The sequence below is a fragment of the Shewanella sp. genome, from assembly GCF_048265805.1.
Classification (GTDB): Bacteria; Pseudomonadota; Gammaproteobacteria; order Enterobacterales; family Shewanellaceae; genus Shewanella.
Genome location: NZ_JBLXAT010000049.1, coordinates 1 through 17,872, shown reverse-complemented (window position 1 = coordinate 17,872; position 17,872 = coordinate 1). Strand labels below are relative to the sequence as shown.

Sequence of the window (17,872 nt, the reverse complement as noted above, 5' to 3'; positions counted from 1 at the left end):
AGCGGCGGTAGTTCTAGCTGAGCAGCTCTTAAAAAATGGCTATGCACTGGCGGATTTATGAGGGGATCCTTCAGTGCGAAGTTCCTATTACAGTACTTTGGCAATCGCCGCTGCCAAGTAATCTACGTTCGCTTCAGTAATGCCAGCAATGCTCATGCGGCTAGAATCGACCATGTAGACGCCATGTGCGCTTTTTAGCAATGCCACTTGCTCTGGGGTAATGCCTAAGAAAGAGAACATCCCTTTTTGACGAGCGATAAAGCTAAAATCACGGCTGACGCCTTGCGCTTTAATGCGTTCAACCAACATGGCACGGTTGCCATTAATACGGTCACGCATCACTTTCAACTCTTCATGCCACTGCGTAGTTAACGCCTGAGACGCCAAAATGGTTTCAACCAACGCTGCACCATGTGCAGGCGGCATCGAGTAGTTAGCACGGATCACATGTAACATTACCGACTGTGCGATAGCTGCTGCATTGCTATCTTTAGCCAATACGGCACAAGCGCCGATACGTTCGCGGTATAAACCGAAGTTTTTCGAGCATGAGTCACACAGCAACATGGCATCTACTGCATCAGCCATCTTACGCACACCGTAGGCATCTTGCTCCAAGCCTTCACCAAAACCTTGATATGCCATATCCAGCAGCGGTGTAAAACCGCGGTCTTTGGCGACTGCAACAACTTGGTCCCATTGTGCTGGCGTTAGGTCTTCACCAGTTGGGTTATGGCAGCATGCATGTAGCAACACGACATCGCTTTTACCCAGCGTTTTAAGCTTTGCCAACATGGCATCAAAACGCAGTGCGTTATTTTCAGTGTCATAGTAAGGGTAGCTATCCACCGCCAGTCCAGCGGCCTTGAAAATAGCGATATGGTTTGCCCAAGTTGGGTCACTTACCCATACTGTTGCATCCGCATTGCAACGTTTAATAAAGTCGGCGGCCACACGCAGAGACCCTGTACCCCCTGGGGTAGATACACTGCGAATACGATTACTCAATACTGCACGGTGATCAGCGCCAAAGGCTAATTCGCAAATAAGGCGGTTAAACTCAGGACTACCAGCGGGACTGATATAAACTTTCGTGGTTTCGGTTTCGGTACGAATGCGCTCTGCGGTCTTCACACAAGCAAGAATTGGGATATGCCCATCAGGGTCTTTATAAACGCCTACACCCAAGTCAACTTTATCGGTACGAGGGTCTTCACGAAATTGCGCCATCAGCCCAAGAATAGGATCCGCCGGCATTGGGTTTAATGCATTGAACATCGAGACTTCCAGTTATTGTTATGTGTGACAGAATTGTTAGCATAGCGGTTAAAGCTCGCCCTGTTAATCTGCATTATTTTCAAAGAAAAATTATTACATGTACAGATAAATGGACGTTTTTATTCCCAAATGTACATATCTGTTGACGAATAGTGCTTAATTTTATCATTGCTGTTTTTTTGTGCTGTAATGCTTGGGTATTACAAAAAATGATTGAATTGAGCTGCTATTCAGTTACTTTAACACTACGAAGACGCAATTCGAGTAACCCGCATTATCAATTTTCGGCATTGATATTCAATGCCAATTAGGCGTAGTAGTTAATTCAACATCGACGATGTTTATTCGCATAAACATCCTTAGCACTTAAAAAGAACTAAATTTATGAAGCAGTTACAACTGAACCAAGTCTTTCGTGTCAACGGCGAAGTCAACATTCCCGGCTCCAAAAGTATCTCTAATCGCGCGTTATTATTAGCAGCGTTAGCTAAGGGCACTACTAGGCTAACCAACTTGTTAGATTCCGACGATATCAGCCATATGCTAAATGCGTTATCGCAACTCGGGATCAGCTATCAGCGCGACGTCGAATCCCGAACCTGTAAGGTGGTGGGCAACGCTGGCCCATTTACTAGCCAACAAGCATTAACACTATTTCTTGGCAATGCGGGCACTGCTATGCGACCGCTTTGTGCCGCATTAACGCTAGGGAATGGTGAATTTGAACTCACTGGTGAACCGCGTATGGAAGAGCGTCCGATCAAAGACCTCGTCGATGCGATTGCCCAAATCGGTGCCAAGGTTGAATATCTCAAAAGTGAAGGCTTTCCACCTGTTAAGGTAATTGGCACGGGTCTAAACGGCGGCACCGTTAAAATTTCCGGCGCGTTGTCGAGTCAATTTCTTACCGCTTTGTTGATGGTTGCACCACTGGCCGACGGCGATGTAGAAATTGAAGTTGTCGGTGATTTGGTATCGAAACCCTACATTGATATTACTTTGGCTTTGATGGCGAAATTTGGTGTGTCAGTGACCAACCATCAATATCAGCGTTTTAGCGTACAAGGCCAGCAACAGTACATCGCCCCAGGTGATTTATTGGTGGAAGGTGATGCCTCATCAGCATCTTATTTCTTAGCGGCTGGTGCCATTGCCGGTGGCGAAGTCAAAGTCACAGGCGTGGGCAAGCAAAGCATTCAAGGCGATGTAAAGTTCGCCGATGCACTTGCCGCAATGGGTGCTGATATCGAATGGGGAGATGACTATATTATTGCGCGTGGTAGCAAGCTGCACGGCATTGATATGGACATGAACCACATCCCCGATGCCGCAATGACCATTGCCACCGCGGCACTGTTTGCCGAAGGTGAGACACAACTGACTAACATTTATAACTGGCGTATTAAAGAAACCGATCGCCTAGCAGCGATGGCCATTGAACTGCGCAAAGTAGGCGCAACAGTAGAAGAGGGCGAAGATTTTATTCGCATCACACCGCCTGCAAAGATAAAGCACGCAGCCATTGATACCTATAACGATCACCGTATGGCAATGTGCTTTTCACTGGTAGCCTTTAGCGAAGCCGGGGTCACCATCAACGATCCTGACTGTACGTCTAAAACCTTTCCAGACTATTTTACGCAGTTTCAATTACTCGCTAAGCAATAGTTTTCCCTTCATTAAGTGCCGAAGCCTTCGGCACTTAATCACATGTTTGCTAAAATTCGCCGACGTTAGTAGCGATCTTGATATATAATGTCGACCGCGAAATTCTGGGAGCTGATGTTTCAGCTTGCCGGAAAGACAATTATTTGGAGGAATGTATGTCTGATCGGGCGCCTGTCGTCACCATTGATGGTCCTAGCGGTGCAGGGAAGGGAACGATTAGTCAGCTACTTGCCAGCCACTTAGGTTGGAAGTTTCTGGATAGTGGTGCGATCTACCGAGTACTTGCGCTAGCGGCTCTTCATCACAATGTCGAATTGGACAATGAAGAAGCCATCACCTTATTGGCCTCACATTTAGATGTGCAGTTTCATGCAGCATCCGAAACTGAAACATCAAAAATTATCCTTGAAGGTGAAGACGTTACACAAAGTATTCGCTCTCAGGAGTGCTCAGACGCAGCGTCTCGTGTCGCAGTGTTTCCTCGTGTGCGTGAGGCATTATTACGCCGTCAACGCGCCTTTAGAGTTGAGCCAGGTTTGATAGCCGATGGCCGCGATATGGGCACAATAGTGTTCCCAACCGCGCCAGCAAAATTATTTTTAACCGCTTCTGCTGAAGAGCGCGCCCAGCGCCGCTATAATCAGTTGCGAGACAAGGGCTTTGATGTTAATATCGACACCCTTTTAAGCGAGATTAAAGACCGTGATTTCAGGGACATGAATCGAGCTGTGGCGCCATTAGTGCCAGCAGAAGATGCATTCCTCATTGATACTACGGGCCTCGCCATCGAAGATGTATTCGCGCAAGCGCTTAAATACATCGAAGATAAGCTATCTGCTGCAGGTGTCTAGGGCACGTGCAGTTTTTGGTATTCATCAAAAGGATTTGATGAATTATATACATAACCCCATGTTCAGGACGTAGCATGGCTTTTAAATTAAGTTAATACACATGACTGAATCTTTTGCTGATCTGTTTGAACAATCCCTTCAACAACTGGAATTCCGCCCAGGTTCTATCGTTCGTGGTACTGTTGTTGCCATCGAAAACGGTGTTGTACTGGTTGACGCCGGTCTGAAATCTGAAAGCCCAATCCCAGCTGAGCAATTCAAAAACGCTCAAGGTGAATTGGAAATCGCCGTTGGTGATGAAGTTGACGTAGCGCTGGATAGCGTTGAAGACGGCTTCGGTGAGACTCAACTGTCTCGCGAAAAAGCTAAACGTCACGAAGCTTGGATCGTTCTGGAAAAAGCTTACGAAGATAACGAAACTGTTATCGGCGTTATCAACGGCAAAGTTAAAGGCGGTTTCACTGTTGAGTTGAACGGTATCCGTGCATTCCTTCCTGGTTCTCTGGTGGACGTTCGCCCAGTTCGCGACACTGCTCACCTGGAAAACAAAGAGCTGGAATTCAAGGTTATCAAACTGGATCAGAAACGTAACAACGTAGTGGTTTCTCGCCGCGCTGTTATTGAATCTGAAAGCAGTGCTGAGCGCGATGCTCTGCTGGAAAATCTGCAGGAAGGTCAATCTGTTAAAGGTATCGTTAAGAACCTGACCGACTACGGTGCATTCGTAGATCTGGGCGGTGTTGACGGCCTGCTGCACATCACTGACATGGCATGGAAACGCGTTAAGCATCCATCAGAAATCGTTAACGTTGGTGATGAAATCGAAGTTAAAGTGCTGAAATATGACCGTGAACGTACTCGCGTATCACTGGGTCTGAAACAACTGGGTGAAGACCCATGGTTGGAAATCAGCAAACGTTACCCAGAAAACACGCGTTTGACTGGTCGCGTTACTAACCTGACTGACTACGGTTGCTTCGTTGAAATCGAAGAAGGCGTTGAAGGTCTGGTTCACGTTTCTGAAATGGATTGGACTAACAAGAACATCCACCCATCTAAAGTTGTTAGCTTGGGCGATGAAGTTGAAGTTCTGGTACTGGATATCGACGAAGAACGTCGTCGTATCTCATTGGGTCTGAAACAATGTAAGACTAATCCATGGGAAGATTTCGCAAACCGCTTCGCTAAAGGCGACAAAGTAACTGGTAAGATCAAGTCTATCACTGACTTCGGTATCTTCATCGGTCTGGACGGCGGTATCGACGGTCTGGTTCACCTGTCTGACATTTCTTGGAATGCAGCTGGCGAAGAAGCAGTTGGCGAATACAAAAAAGGTGATGAAATCACTGCCGTTGTATTGTCAGTTGACCCAGAACGTGAGCGTATCAGCTTGGGCGTGAAACAAACTGAAGACGATCCATTCAACGCTTACTTGGCAGACAAGAAGAAAGGTTCTATTGTAACAGGTACTGTTACTGCTGTTGACGCGAAAGGCGTAACTGTAGAACTGGCTGACGCTGTTGAAGGTTACATCCGTGTTGCTGATATCAGCCGTGAACACGTTGAAGATGCATCTGCAGAATTCAACGTTGGTGACGCTGTTGAAGCTAAATTCATGGGCGTAGACCGTAAGAACCGTAACGTTTCTCTGTCTATTCGTGCGAAAGATGAAGCAGAAGAGAAAGAAGTAATGGCTAACCTGAACAAACAGGAAGAAGCTGTTATCGGTAACGCAATGGCTGAAGCGTTCAAAGCGGCTCGTAAATAAGTAGCCTGCCGATTGGGAAGCGCTTAGCGCTTCCCATAAAAGGCTAGTTTTGTTTGGCTTAAATCAAGGGGTGATTAGGATGACAAAATCCGAACTTATCGAAAAGCTTGCTGAGACCCAATCGCTGTTGTCAGCAAAAGATGTTGAAAGTGCCGTAAAAGAGATGTTGGAGCAAATGGCGAAGACATTAGAAATCGGTGATCGTATTGAAATCCGCGGTTTCGGTAGTTTCTCTCTGCATTATCGTGCACCTCGTGTGGGTCGCAATCCTAAAACAGGTACTTCTGTTAAACTGGATGGCAAGTACGTACCACACTTTAAGCCAGGTAAAGAGCTGCGTGAAAGAGTTGATGCCGCAATCGGCTAAATTCTCTTTGTATAAAAAGCCTCCTATAGGGGGCTTTTTTTATGGCCCAAGCGCTTCAACACTGGTAGCAACTGCCAATTTACTGGATAATCAGCTAATTGAATTCAGTTCTGGGAGCATCGAGTGAAGTCTTTTATTGTCACTGTCATTGTCGCTCTGCTGTTTATTGTGGCGCTGATTTTTGGCGCACGTAACGAGCAATTGGTTACCATCAATTACTTCGTTGTACAGGGGGAATATCGGCTACCGTTTGTATTAGCCGTCGTATTTTTTGCGGGGTTTGTGAGTTGCTGGATTGTCGCACTCGCTTACATCTTGCGCTTAAAACTTTCGCTGAAACGTGCACGTCGACGCCTGATGTCGCTCGAGTCAGCTCAACAGGAGTTAAACAGCTAAATGCTAGAGCTGTTTTTTCTGCTGTTGCCCGTTGCAGTGGCCTATGGTTGGTACATGGGGCGCCGCAATCTCAGGCAGAAACAGTCATCGCAGCAAAAACAGCTTAGTCGCGATTATTTCGCCGGGCTGAATTTTTTGTTGTCTGATGAATCAGATAAAGCGGTTGATCTGTTCATTAGTATGCTGGATGTTGACGATGAGACCATTGATACGCATCTCTCGCTTGGTTCGTTATTTCGGAAGCGCGGCGAAGTCGACCGTGCTATTCGCATCCACCAAAATCTCATCGCTCGACCATCGCTGCTTAACGAACAGCGCGATTTGGCGATGATGGAACTCGGTAAAGATTTTCTAGCTGCCGGTTTTTATGATCGCGCAGAAGAGATTTTTCTAAATTTGGTATTGTTGGATGACCATTCTGACGAAGCCGAAGACCAACTCATTTCGATTTACGAGATGACGAAGGACTGGCAAAAAGCCATCGACATCATTCGTAAATTACCGCGTAAACGTCAGCAAACTCTCAAGCCTGTCTTAGCACATTTCTATTGTCAGCTCGCGGATGAGGCTAAAGGTAATGCCCAAAAATTATCGTTGTTGCGACAGGCACTAAAGAACGACTCAAGCTGCGGCAGAGCCATGCTGGCATTGCTCAAATTATATTTGACAGAGCAGCAATATAGTGAAGCGGCTGAAGTGCTTGATCAACTTATCGAACAAGTACCGGAGTTAGCGGTAGATGCGCTCGATGACGCGCAGCAATTGGCGGAAGCGACCAAAGATTTAACCAGTCTAAAAAGACGTTTATCCAAAGCTGTTGATAACGGCGCTGGCGCATCAGTGATTATCGCGTTAGCCAAGCTACTGGTAGATGAAGGTGATATCAAAGCGGCGGAGTCATTGATTTTGGATAATCTCTACCGTCATCCAACAATGCGCGGATTCCAATTCTTGATGAAGATGCAGCTGCAACAAGCTGAACCAGGGCAGGCGAGAGATAGCTTGTCCATGCTTGAGAAACTGGTAGGGCAGCAGATCCGCTCAAGACCGATTTATCGTTGCAGTGAATGTGGTTTCCCATCCCACACGCTGTACTGGCATTGTCCATCTTGTAAAAATTGGGGCAGCATTAAACATATCAAAGGGCTAGATGGTGAATAGCCGTCTAACTTACGGAGTTAATATGACCGAAAAACCTATTGTTGTTGCGCTAGATTTCGACAACAAATTTAAGGCCTTACAGCTAGTTGATAAATTGGATCCAGCGCTTTGCCGCTTAAAAGTCGGCAAAGAGATGTTCACGCTGTTTGGCCCAGAGTTGGTAAAAGAGATCCATAATCGCGGCTTTGATCTGTTTTTGGATCTGAAATTCCATGATATTCCCAACACAGTAGCTAAGGCTGTTGCCGCTGCCGCTGAACTTGGCGTGTGGATGGTGAACGTACATGCAAGCGGTGGTTTAGCCATGATGGAAGCGGCGAAGAAAGCCTTGCTGCCCTATGGCGATAATGCCCCACTATTGATTGCAGTAACCGTACTGACCTCGATGAGCAGTGAAGAGTTGCAACTTTTGGGCATCAATGCCACAGCGCAAGATCATGTATTACGTCTGGCTAAGCTGACACAGCAAGCGGGGTTAGATGGTGTCGTGTGCTCGGCTCAAGAAGCGACTTTGCTAAAATCTACCTTAGGTGAAGATTTTAAGTTGGTGACACCCGGTATCCGTCCTGCTGGCGCAGATGTTGGCGATCAAAAACGTATCATGATGCCAAGCAAAGCGTTGGCCGCAGGCTCAGACTTTTTGGTCATTGGCCGCCCGATCACTCAAGCAGAGGATCCGTTAGCCGCACTTGAGGCTATTCACCAATCTATTTTGAAAGGAGAATAATCATGGCGAACGCATTACAAGAGCAACTGCTTAAAGCGGGTTTGGCTAGCAAACAAAAAGCACGCGATGTTAAAACTCAGAAAAAACGTGATCGCAAAGCCAAGGTGGATGACGGTAGTTCGGCGTTAAAACAGCAAATTGCTGAGCAAAAAGCACAGCAAGCGCAACGAGATAGAAGCTTGAACGAAAAGCGGTTCGCAGAAGCCACTGAAAAGGGCTTAGTACGTTCACTCGTGACTGAAATTCGTAAGCAAGCTATCACATTACCAAAAGACGGCGAGTTGAAGTTTAACTTCACCTTGGATAACAAAATTTACTCGCTGTTTATCGATAACAAGTTACAACAGCAGTTGCTTAATGGCCGCCTAGGCATTGTACGTATTGAAGAAAAAAGCTACGTGGTGCCACATAAACTGGCGGAACGGGTTAATCTACTCGTGCCTGCATGGTGTGGCTATTTGTGGACTGCAACGGAGAGCCAAACAGAAACTGCAGTTGAAGAAGATGACCCATATGCAGATTACGTCATCCCAGACGATTTGATGTGGTAACCGAGCGTTTCATCTGGTTTCGGTACAAATAGCGCAAACAAAAGGCCTCAAACGAGGCCTTTTAGTTTTATGCAAATCAGCAACGTTATTCTTTGTACGCTTTACCATAGAAGCTGCATAGCAATAACTCTTTTAGCTCGCTGATTAATGGATAGCGTGGGTTGGCACCAGTGCATTGATCGTCAAAAGCATCCACGGCTAACTTGTCGACTTTCGCTAGGAAGTCAGCTTCGTTAACGCCAGCTTCTTGAATGGATTTAGGAATGCCTAAGCGGTCTTTGACGTTTTCTAAAGCATCGATCAATAACCCGACTTTTTTCTCGTCACTCACGCTCTTACCTTTAGCCAGCTTCAGGTGGTCAGCGATTTCCGCATAGCGACACAACGCCTTTGGTCGATCATATTGGCTGAACGCCGCTTGTTTAGTCGGAACATCTGTCGCGTTAAACCGCATGACGTTAGTGATCAGCAATGCATTTGCTAAACCGTGTGCAATGTGGAACTCAGCGCCTAGTTTATGTGCCATTGAGTGGCATATCCCCAGAAAAGCATTGGCAAAAGCGATACCCGCAATAGTCGCACCGTTGTGCACTTTTTCACGAGCGATAGGGGCGTCGGCACCCAATTCATAAGCGTCGGGTAAGTATGCAAACAGTAAATCTAATGCTTGTAAGGCTTGGCCGTCACTAAACTCGTTTGCCATTACGCTGACATAGGCTTCCAGTGCGTGAGTAATGGCATCCACACCGCCAAACGCCGTCAGCGATTTAGGCATGTTCATCACCAAGTTTGGATCAACAATTGCCATATTAGGTGTCAGTTCGTAATCCGCAATTGGATACTTAGTGCCGGTCACTTCGTCTGTGACTACCGCAAATGGGGTCACTTCGGAGCCTGTGCCTGATGTGGTCGGCACTGCAACCAGTGTGGCTTTTCGCCCCAATTTAGGGAATTTATAAATGCGTTTACGGATATCCATAAAGCGCATTGCCAAATCTGAAAAGTCGACATCGGGATGTTCATACATCACCCAAATGATTTTAGCTGCATCCATCGGTGAGCCGCCGCCAAGGGCGATCAGCACATCTGGTTGAAAGTTCTCGGCTACGCGAGTACCGGCTTTAACCACGCTTAATGTAGGGTCGGCCTCCACCTCGTAAAACACTTCGGTTTCCAGCCCAAAGCGTTTAAGAATAGCCACGGTTTCATCAACATAGCCGTTATTGAACAAGAACTTATCGGTAACAATTAACGCTCGTTTCTTGTCGGCCAACTCTTCTAGTGCTACTGGTAAACTGCCGCGGCGGAAATAGATTGATGATGGAAGTTTATGCCATAGCATGTTTTCAGCCCTCTTAGCGACAGTCTTTTTGTTGATCAGATGAGAGGGACCAACGTTTTCAGAAATTGAGTTACCGCCCCATGAGCCGCAACCTAATGTTAAAGACGGTGCCAGCTTGAAGTTATAAAGATCACCAATACCGCCTTGGGACGCTGGAGTGTTGATCAATATACGAGCCGTTTTCATTCTGGCACCAAAACTGTGTACGCGATCGCTGTTGCGGTCTTGGTCGGTGTAAAGCCCTGATGTGTGACCAATACCACCGAGTTGTACCAAAGCTTCTGCTTTAGCGACTGCATCTTCAAAGTTGGTTGCGCGGTACATACCGAGCAACGGAGAAAGTTTTTCGTGGGCGAAGGCTTCGTCGTTATCGATGGCAGTCACTTCACCAATCAGTACCTTGGTATATTTGGGGACTTTAATGCCAGCCATCTCCGCGATTTTACTGGCACTTTGGCCAACAATAGCAGCATTGAGGTTGCCGTTCTTTAAGATGACATGACGCACCGCATCGACCTCTTTGCCATCTAGGATGTAGGCGCCGTGACTCGCAAAACGCTCTTTGACTCTGTCATAGATTTCATCTACCACCACCACGGCTTGCTCTGATGCACACACCACACCATAGTCAAAGGTTTTGGACATAAGAATTGAGCTGACCGCGCGTTTAATATCGGCGGTTTCATCAATCACAATCGGCGTATTGCCCGCGCCCACACCAATAGCAGGTTTGCCTGATGAGTAAGCGGCTTTCACCATGCCCGGGCCACCAGTGGCCAAAATAAGATTAATATTGGGGTGTGTCATCAATTGATTGGATAACTCGACGCTGGGTTCATCTATCCAGCCAATAATGTCTTTCGGCGCACCCGCTGCAACGGCAGCATCTAACACCAGTTTTGCTGCAGCAACGGTGGATGCTTTAGCGCGAGGGTGAGGAGAGAACACAATCGCATTACGGGTTTTTAACGCCATCAAGGATTTAAAAATCGCAGTGGATGTTGGGTTGGTGGTCGGAATAATGCCGCAGATGATACCAACCGGCTCAGCAATAGTAATAGTGCCGAAGGTTTCATCTTCCTCAAGGATGTCGCAGGTTTTGGTGTCTTTGTATTTGTTATAGATATACTCAGACGCAAAGTGGTTTTTAATCACTTTATCTTCCACCAAACCCATGCCTGTTTCTGCTGCGGCTTGTTGTGCCAGCGGAATACGCGCATCGGCCGCAGCCAGTGCGGCAGCGCGGAAAATGCGGTCCACCTGCTGTTGACTGTAGCTACTGAACTTAACTTGTGCCGCAGCCACTCGTTCGAGCAAGCTATTCAGCTCTTCAGTATTGGTAACTTTCATAATATCAGTCCTGTAAAAAAATTTAATCAAAGCGACTTCAAGTAGACTTGGTTAACCTTTCTCAGTTGAAATATTTTTACTACGTAAATCGATTGAAAACTGTTATCAACCGCAAGATTTACCTAAAAATGTAATTTAATTACATTTAGCGTTACAAGATGCACTAAAGTAGTGACACATTAAGTGAAAGGCGATGCATAACTTTTTTAGAGGCAAATCGTTAAAAAAACTCATTTTGTGTTGTTGTGAAATCAGAGTAAATTACGCCTCCGAAAAATGTGTATCCCACAATAAGTTACGTAATAATAGGCGAGTAAAAAAAGTGGATTGGATGCTGTATGTGAAGTTCTTTTTTGGGTTAGTTGCCATCATTAACCCCATCGGTCTATTGCCTGTTTTTATCAGTCTGACGAGTCACCAAACGCCTTTAGAGCGCGATCATACGGCGAAAGTCGCCAACTTTTCTGTCGTTATCATATTGCTTTGCACCATGGTAGTCGGTCAGCACATCCTCAATTTGTTCAGTATCTCGCTATCAGCATTTAGAATTGCGGGGGGCACCTTGATTGCCATTATCGCCATGTCGATGCTGCAAGGTAAACTCAGTGAAGTGAAACGCAATAAAGAGGAAGACCGTGAAGCTTCAGCAATGGATTCGGTAGCTGTCGTTCCGTTAGCATTGCCGTTGATGGCCGGGCCTGGTGCAATCAGCTCGGTGATCGTTTTTGCTGCGGAACACGGTGGCTGGCTTAACTTCGTAATGATGTCGCTAATTGTGGTGGTATTCGGTGCACTAAGTTACGGTTTATTTAAGATTGCACCAGCAATCAATAAACTGCTCGGTAAAACCGGCATTAACGTAATTACCCGTTTAATGGGGCTATTGATGCTATCAATTGGGATCGAAGTTGTGGCTGCGGGGATTAAAGGGTTATTCCCTAATTTGTAGCATGTCGGCGACTTGAAATACGCTTGAGTTGAGAACGCCCGATACTATCGGGCGTTCTTATTTGTGTTTGTTATCGGCTACTGGCCGCCGAACTCCATCATATTGATGCTACGGGCACTAAATAGTTGTTGATGTAATCTGGCAGCAAATTCGTCGGTCATTCCGGCAATATAGTCCGCGATAACGCGCGTGCCTTGAGCTTGCTCCTGTGCGATGAGCCAGCGTTGTTTGGTATTATTCGGCAGCAGTCGGCTAGGATCTGACACCAGTGCATCAAACAGCTCCATCACTATCTGTTGTCCCTTATATTCGGCCATCTGCACTTCAGGCTTTTGGATCACGTAACGCAATACAAACTGTTTTAAAATTTCCAGCAGCGCGGCGTAACCAGGCGTCAACTGCGCTCGATATCGTAGTAATGGTTCATCAAACTCCGGCAGGGTAATACATTCTGTGGCGGTCACTAATGCGTTAACTAAGGTACCGATGGCATCTTTGCGTAAATGATGTTTAGCAGAAAATAGCTGTAATTCAATCGCTGGAAGCTGCTCGGTTAGCCAGCTATCGGCAATAGATTGTGCTTGAGGCAATACAAATGCTTGCCAATGCTCACGAGTGATAATCCCCATGACAATCGCATCTTCTAAATCGTGCACGGCATAAGCAATATCATCGGCCAGTTCCATTAAGGTGCAATCAAACGATTTGTGCTGGCTGCGGTGATGTTGTCCGGTTGGCATCAGCGATATGGTGGTAAAGGTGTCGCGGTCAGCGCTACTGAGCGGCGCCAACACCCACTGATAAACATTGTTATCAACATCAAATATGCCTTTAACTGCAGGCCATTGCTGGGGTTTAAGCTGCCGGAAACTTTCGATTTTCGGTGCCGCACAATAATTTTGAAGCGTTGAGGTTAGTACCGGATATTTCATGATGCCAAGCAAGGTACGACGCGTGAGGTTCATACCAAAATGTTCGGTATAGGGTTCAAGCTTGGCGAGGATCCGCAGTGTTTGGCCGTTGCCCTCAAAGCCACCGTGCTCTCGCATCATATAGTTCAACGCAATTTCGCCACCGTGACCAAACGGTGGATGCCCGATATCGTGAGCAAAGCACAGCGCCTCAATTAAACTCATCGAATCAATTAATGGGCGCACATCAGCAAACTCAGCTTGTAACTGTGCCGCTATGCCAGTGCCAATTTGCGCAACTTCTAAAGAATGGGTTAGGCGAGTGCGGTAAAAATCGTTCATTCCCACACCTAGCACCTGTGTCTTAGCTTGCAGACGTCTAAAAGCGGCAGAGTGCATAATACGGGCTCGGTCGCGTTGATATACGGAGCGTAAATCATACCGGCGTTGTGGTTGCGCTGCTTGCTGACGTTGCTGCCATTGCTCCACAGGTGAACTCCTATAACAGTTGGTTTATTTCATCCAAATCTAAGGTAAAGCTAGGAATGAAATGCTTGCGAAAATAGGCCACCGCTGGCAATGGGTTGTCATCTAACATGCTTTCAAGGCGAACCTTAGCTGATTTGAATTCGTTATTTCCGGCATGGATCTCTTCTAAACATTTCAGATAAGCGCAAAGCGTATCGGCAGATTTAACCAAGGCTTTGTATGATGGGTCTGCTGCTTCGCTGAGCAGCAGTGCACGGAACTCGTCTTGAAACTCTTCCGGCAACATACTCAGTAGACGTTGTTCTGCAATCGCTTCAATTTTCTTGTACTCGATTTCAATATCTTTGTTGAAATATTTCACAGGTGTTGGCAAATCGCCGGTTAACACTTCGCTAGCATCATGATAAATAGCCATTGTGGCGGCCTTTTCCGGAATAAATTCGCCATCAAATTTTTTGTTAGAAATAATAGCTAGGATGTGGGCGACGGTGGCAACTTGCAGAGAATGTTCCTGCACATTCTCCTTGCGGATATTGTGCATCAACGGCCAACGTTGGATCAGTTTCATACGTGCGAGGTGGGCAAAAAAGTGACTCATAGCATTCCTATACAGCATGATTAACAACAAGATAGCTTATTCACTTTACGCTAATCGGCTTAAAAATACAGGCGACGGACACAAAAAAGCCGCCAATATTGACGGCGCTAGCATAACCATTAACAGTTATTGATGGTAGTGACTGAGAAAGTCACCAAAGGCGAACAAGGCGCGTTGTAAATCTTCTTTATATGGCAAAAATACAACCCGCATGTGATCCGGTTGCGCCCAGTTAAAGGCAGTACCATGTACCAGCAGGATTTTCTTCTCGCGCAGCAGATCAAGCACTAAGCGTTCGTCATCACGCAAGCTAAAGCGTTTTGCATCGAGCTTAGGAAACGCGTATAGCGCACCTTTCGGTTTTTTCACGCTTACACCAGGAATTTGGTTGAGTAGTTCATACACTGTATCGCGCTGTACTGTGAGTCGTCCTTCCGGCGCAACTAGCTCATTGATACTTTGATAGCCACCAAGTGCGGTTTGAATCGCATGCTGGTTAGGTACGTTGGCACAAAGGCGCATAGATGACAGCATCTCTAAGCCTTCAATGTAGCTCTTGGCCCCTTTAAGATTACCGCTCAGTACCATCCAACCGACGCGGAAACCGGCAGCACGATAAATTTTAGAAAGGCCATTAAAGGTTACCGTGAGAATGTCAGATGACAAACTAGCAGCATGAGTATGTTTCACACCATCGTACAGGATGCGATCGTAGATCTCGTCGGAGAACAGGATCAAATCGTGCTGACGGCAAAGCTCAACGATTTCCAACAATAGTTCACGGCTATAAACCGCACCGGTTGGGTTGTTGGGGTTGATAATGACAATGCCACGGGTGCGCGGGGTGATTTTGCTTTTTATATCGTCTAGATCTGGAAACCAATCGGCTTCTTCATCACAAATATAATGGCGCGCTTTACCACCGGCTAAGTTAACTGCTGCCGTCCACAATGGATAGTCAGGTGAGGGCAGTAACACTTCATCATCAGTATTCAGTAGCCCTTGCATCGACATCATGATCAGCTCAGATACACCGTTACCAATGTAGACATCGTCAATATCAATGCCGCGGATCCCTTCCGCCTGATAGTGTTGCACAATGGCTTTACGGGCCGAGAACAGTCCTTTTGATTCACAATAACCTTGAGAAGATGGCAGGTTCAGGATCACATCACGGACAATTTCTTCGGGCGCTTCAAATCCGAACGGGGCCGGATTACCGATATTGAGCTTGAGGATTCGGTGACCTTCATCTTCTAGGCGGCGGGCTTCCTTATGAACTGGTCCACGAATGTCATAACAAACACTGTCCAGTTTATGGGATTTAATAATGGGCCGCATATTTCCTCGAAGTGGATGGCTTTAGATAGAAGTTGGCCTGCAACAATAGCCAATTTCCTGCTATATAAAAAGCACTTATTAAAAAATTTTCGATTAACCTCAGACGATTAATCTTAGATTTGTATAAATGTGACTTTTTGGTAACACAAAAAACTGTGGTGGGCATAATCGGCGAAATTTTCTACGGATAGCTGCGGTTTTTTGCACGAGTTATGCAATAGCTGTTAACCATTCGACATAAGTGAATGACTATTTGGGTTTAACCAGAATCAGAAGTTTAGATAACATATTGATTTTATAGTTAATATCTCAGTGGTTAGTGTTAAAAAAGCGGCATTCAATTCACAGCATAGATATTTGGTTGACTCAGTGGGAAAAGCGTTTTATTTTCTCGCGGATGTTTTAATAAAAACGTCTAAAACATCAGCAGTGCGCTAATGTGACGGAACAAAATAAAACAGATAGCGGCAGATTCGCAGATGAAGACTGCTACATCATTTATACCTTTACCTTTTAGGTAACTTTGAGGATTTACGTTTATGTCAGAGCCGACTGCGTTAAGTCTTATTCCACCAATCGTCGTATTGGTGTTTGCCGTTTGGTTACGTCGGCCAATTCTGGCGTTAATCATTGGTGCAGTGACAGGGTTGTTGTTACTTGATCCAAGTAGTGTGCTAGATAATTTTGCCACAGCATCGTTAAACGTGATGCAAGATGAAACCATTGGTTGGTTGATTCTGGTGTGTGGCGGTTTTGGCGCTTTAATTGCTCTATTGGTTAGAACCGGCGGCGCATTGGCATTTGGCCGTAATGCGATGCGGTTTGCCAAAGGACCACGTTCATCGCTGTTGATGACCTTTATTTTAGGTATTGTCATTTTTATCGACGACTACCTCAACGCGCTTACCGTGGGGGAAACCATGAAGCGCGTAACTGATCGCTTCAAGATTTCCCGAGAAATGCTGGCGTATATCGTTGATTCTACTGCGGCGCCAGTGTGCGTGATCGTTCCCGTCTCCACTTGGGCTGTGTTTTTTGGTGGCTTGCTAGTTGATAACGGTGTGGCAGCAAAAGGTGAAGGGATCCACGTCTACATTCAGGCGATTCCTTACATGCTGTACGCTTGGTTGGCAGTGATCATGGTGCTACTGGTTGCTTTGAAAGTCGTTCCGGCCATTGGACCGATGAAAAAGGCCGAATTAGCAGCTCAAGCGGGTACGCCTGCGAAAGAGCAGGTTGATTGGGATGATGTGGTCACCTCAGACGAATATGCTGTTAAAGCCATGGAAGAAGAATTTGAGGCTGGCGATAAGCAAGGTCAACTGCATAACTTCTTAGTGCCAATGTTTATGTTGGTTGGGTTTACGGTTTATTTTGATATCGATGTGTGGAAAGGGCTGCTAGCGACGCTGGTGATCACACTGCCTTATTACGGTATTCAACGTTTAATGCCACTGTCAGAGATGATGGATCAGATGATTGACGGCTTTAAGAGCATGTTGCCAGCGATTGGCACCGTTATCGTCGCGTTCGTGTTTAAAGATGTGTGTGACCAATTATTGCTGCCGCAGTATGTGATTGATTCATTGAGCCCATATATGACTGCATCTATGCTGCCTGCTATCGTGTTTGTCGCAATGGCAGTACTAGCGTTTGCCACCGGTTCGAGTTGGGGCATCTTCGCGGTAACCATCCCGATTGTAATGCCATTAGCGCAATCTGTCGGGGCGGATATTCCGCTGGTCATTGGCGCGTTACTGTCCGCGTCGTCATTTGGTAGCCAAGCGTGTTTCTATTCAGACTCTACCGTACTGGCGGCGCAAGGCTCCGGTTGTAATTTAGTGAGTCACGCGGTTACTCAGTTGCCATATGCCTTGATTGCTGCTGCATTGGCATTTGTCGGCTTTATCATGATTGCGTAACCACGCTTTGTAAAAAGCGACCAAAAGCCCCAGCGGGGGCTTTTTTTATCGTTACCGCAAATAAGTTTTTCGCCAGTAAGCCAGTTGCTCATCAACGCTATCAACGGGCACTCGCCATTTAATTTGGCAACATCGAGTAGGGTGAGGCGCTAACGCCTCATCCCTCTCACAGAACCGTACGTACGGGCCTCGTATACGGCTCA

Annotated in this window: 15 protein-coding genes; 10 read left to right on the top strand and 5 right to left on the bottom strand. The window is 46.4% G+C overall.

The window, feature by feature from the left end:
• Positions 1 to 87 precede the first annotated feature (87 nt).
• Positions 88 to 1,278, bottom strand: coding sequence for an amino acid aminotransferase (locus tag ACN0TT_RS19865; RefSeq protein ID WP_417763859.1), 1,191 nt, complete (start codon positions 1,276 to 1,278; stop codon positions 88 to 90).
• 384 nt (positions 1,279 to 1,662) lie between these two features.
• Here ACN0TT_RS19865 and aroA point away from each other — a divergent pair, with 384 nt between their 5' ends.
• The 8 genes from aroA (at position 1,663) to ACN0TT_RS19825 (ending at position 8,767) form a co-directional block, all read left to right on the top strand.
• Positions 1,663 to 2,946: a 3-phosphoshikimate 1-carboxyvinyltransferase gene (gene aroA, locus ACN0TT_RS19860; RefSeq protein ID WP_417763858.1), complete on the top strand. Its 1,284-nt coding sequence runs from the start codon at positions 1,663 to 1,665 to the stop codon at positions 2,944 to 2,946.
• Positions 2,947 to 3,101: 155 nt separating this feature from the next.
• Positions 3,102 to 3,797 carry a (d)CMP kinase gene (gene cmk, locus ACN0TT_RS19855; protein WP_417763857.1) on the top strand — a complete coding sequence of 232 codons (696 nt, stop codon included), beginning with the start codon at positions 3,102 to 3,104 and terminating at the stop codon, positions 3,795 to 3,797.
• A gap of 100 nt (positions 3,798 to 3,897) precedes the next feature.
• The gene (gene rpsA / locus ACN0TT_RS19850; protein ID WP_238897389.1) at positions 3,898 to 5,565 is read left to right on the top strand and encodes a 30S ribosomal protein S1; all 1,668 of its coding nucleotides are present in this window, start codon (positions 3,898 to 3,900) and stop codon (positions 5,563 to 5,565) included.
• Positions 5,566 to 5,644: 79 nt separating this feature from the next.
• Positions 5,645 to 5,932 carry an integration host factor subunit beta gene (gene ihfB / locus ACN0TT_RS19845; protein WP_417763856.1) on the top strand — a complete coding sequence of 96 codons (288 nt, stop codon included), beginning with the start codon at positions 5,645 to 5,647 and terminating at the stop codon, positions 5,930 to 5,932.
• A gap of 123 nt (positions 5,933 to 6,055) precedes the next feature.
• Positions 6,056 to 6,328, top strand: a complete 273-nt coding sequence (locus ACN0TT_RS19840; RefSeq protein ID WP_417763855.1) for a LapA family protein — start codon at positions 6,056 to 6,058, stop codon at positions 6,326 to 6,328.
• A complete protein-coding gene (gene lapB / locus ACN0TT_RS19835; RefSeq protein WP_417763854.1) occupies positions 6,329 to 7,489 on the top strand; it encodes a lipopolysaccharide assembly protein LapB in 1,161 nt (386 codons plus the stop codon). It abuts the gene before it with no gap.
• Between the two features lie 22 nt (positions 7,490 to 7,511).
• On the top strand, positions 7,512 to 8,216 hold the full coding sequence (gene pyrF / locus ACN0TT_RS19830) for an orotidine-5'-phosphate decarboxylase (RefSeq protein ID WP_417763853.1): 705 nt from the start codon (positions 7,512 to 7,514) through the stop codon (positions 8,214 to 8,216).
• Between the two features lie 2 nt (positions 8,217 to 8,218).
• A complete protein-coding gene (locus ACN0TT_RS19825; RefSeq protein ID WP_417763852.1) occupies positions 8,219 to 8,767 on the top strand; it encodes a DUF2058 domain-containing protein in 549 nt (182 codons plus the stop codon).
• Positions 8,768 to 8,852: 85 nt separating this feature from the next.
• Here the strand turns inward: ACN0TT_RS19825 and adhE are convergent, their stop codons facing one another.
• Complete coding sequence (gene adhE, locus ACN0TT_RS19820; protein ID WP_417763851.1) at positions 8,853 to 11,459, bottom strand: bifunctional acetaldehyde-CoA/alcohol dehydrogenase; 2,607 nt, start codon at positions 11,457 to 11,459, stop codon at positions 8,853 to 8,855.
• A gap of 322 nt (positions 11,460 to 11,781) precedes the next feature.
• On the opposite strand from adhE, the gene ACN0TT_RS19815 reads away from it, so the two are divergent.
• On the top strand, positions 11,782 to 12,408 hold the full coding sequence (locus ACN0TT_RS19815) for a YchE family NAAT transporter (protein ID WP_417763850.1): 627 nt from the start codon (positions 11,782 to 11,784) through the stop codon (positions 12,406 to 12,408).
• A gap of 77 nt (positions 12,409 to 12,485) precedes the next feature.
• Here the strand turns inward: ACN0TT_RS19815 and ACN0TT_RS19810 are convergent, their stop codons facing one another.
• From ACN0TT_RS19810 to ACN0TT_RS19800, 3 genes are all read right to left on the bottom strand, one after another.
• Positions 12,486 to 13,808: an anti-phage deoxyguanosine triphosphatase gene (locus ACN0TT_RS19810; protein WP_417763849.1), complete on the bottom strand. Its 1,323-nt coding sequence runs from the start codon at positions 13,806 to 13,808 to the stop codon at positions 12,486 to 12,488.
• A gap of 10 nt (positions 13,809 to 13,818) precedes the next feature.
• Positions 13,819 to 14,406, bottom strand: a complete 588-nt coding sequence (gene yfbR / locus ACN0TT_RS19805; protein ID WP_417763848.1) for a 5'-deoxynucleotidase — start codon at positions 14,404 to 14,406, stop codon at positions 13,819 to 13,821.
• A gap of 126 nt (positions 14,407 to 14,532) precedes the next feature.
• Complete coding sequence (locus ACN0TT_RS19800; protein WP_417763847.1) at positions 14,533 to 15,747, bottom strand: pyridoxal phosphate-dependent aminotransferase; 1,215 nt, start codon at positions 15,745 to 15,747, stop codon at positions 14,533 to 14,535.
• Between the two features lie 539 nt (positions 15,748 to 16,286).
• Between ACN0TT_RS19800 and ACN0TT_RS19795 the strand changes: the two genes are divergently transcribed.
• Positions 16,287 to 17,669 (top strand): Na+/H+ antiporter NhaC family protein, encoded by a 1,383-nt coding sequence (locus ACN0TT_RS19795; protein WP_417763846.1) that lies wholly within the window; start codon positions 16,287 to 16,289, stop codon positions 17,667 to 17,669.
• Positions 17,670 to 17,872: the final 203 nt, after the last annotated feature.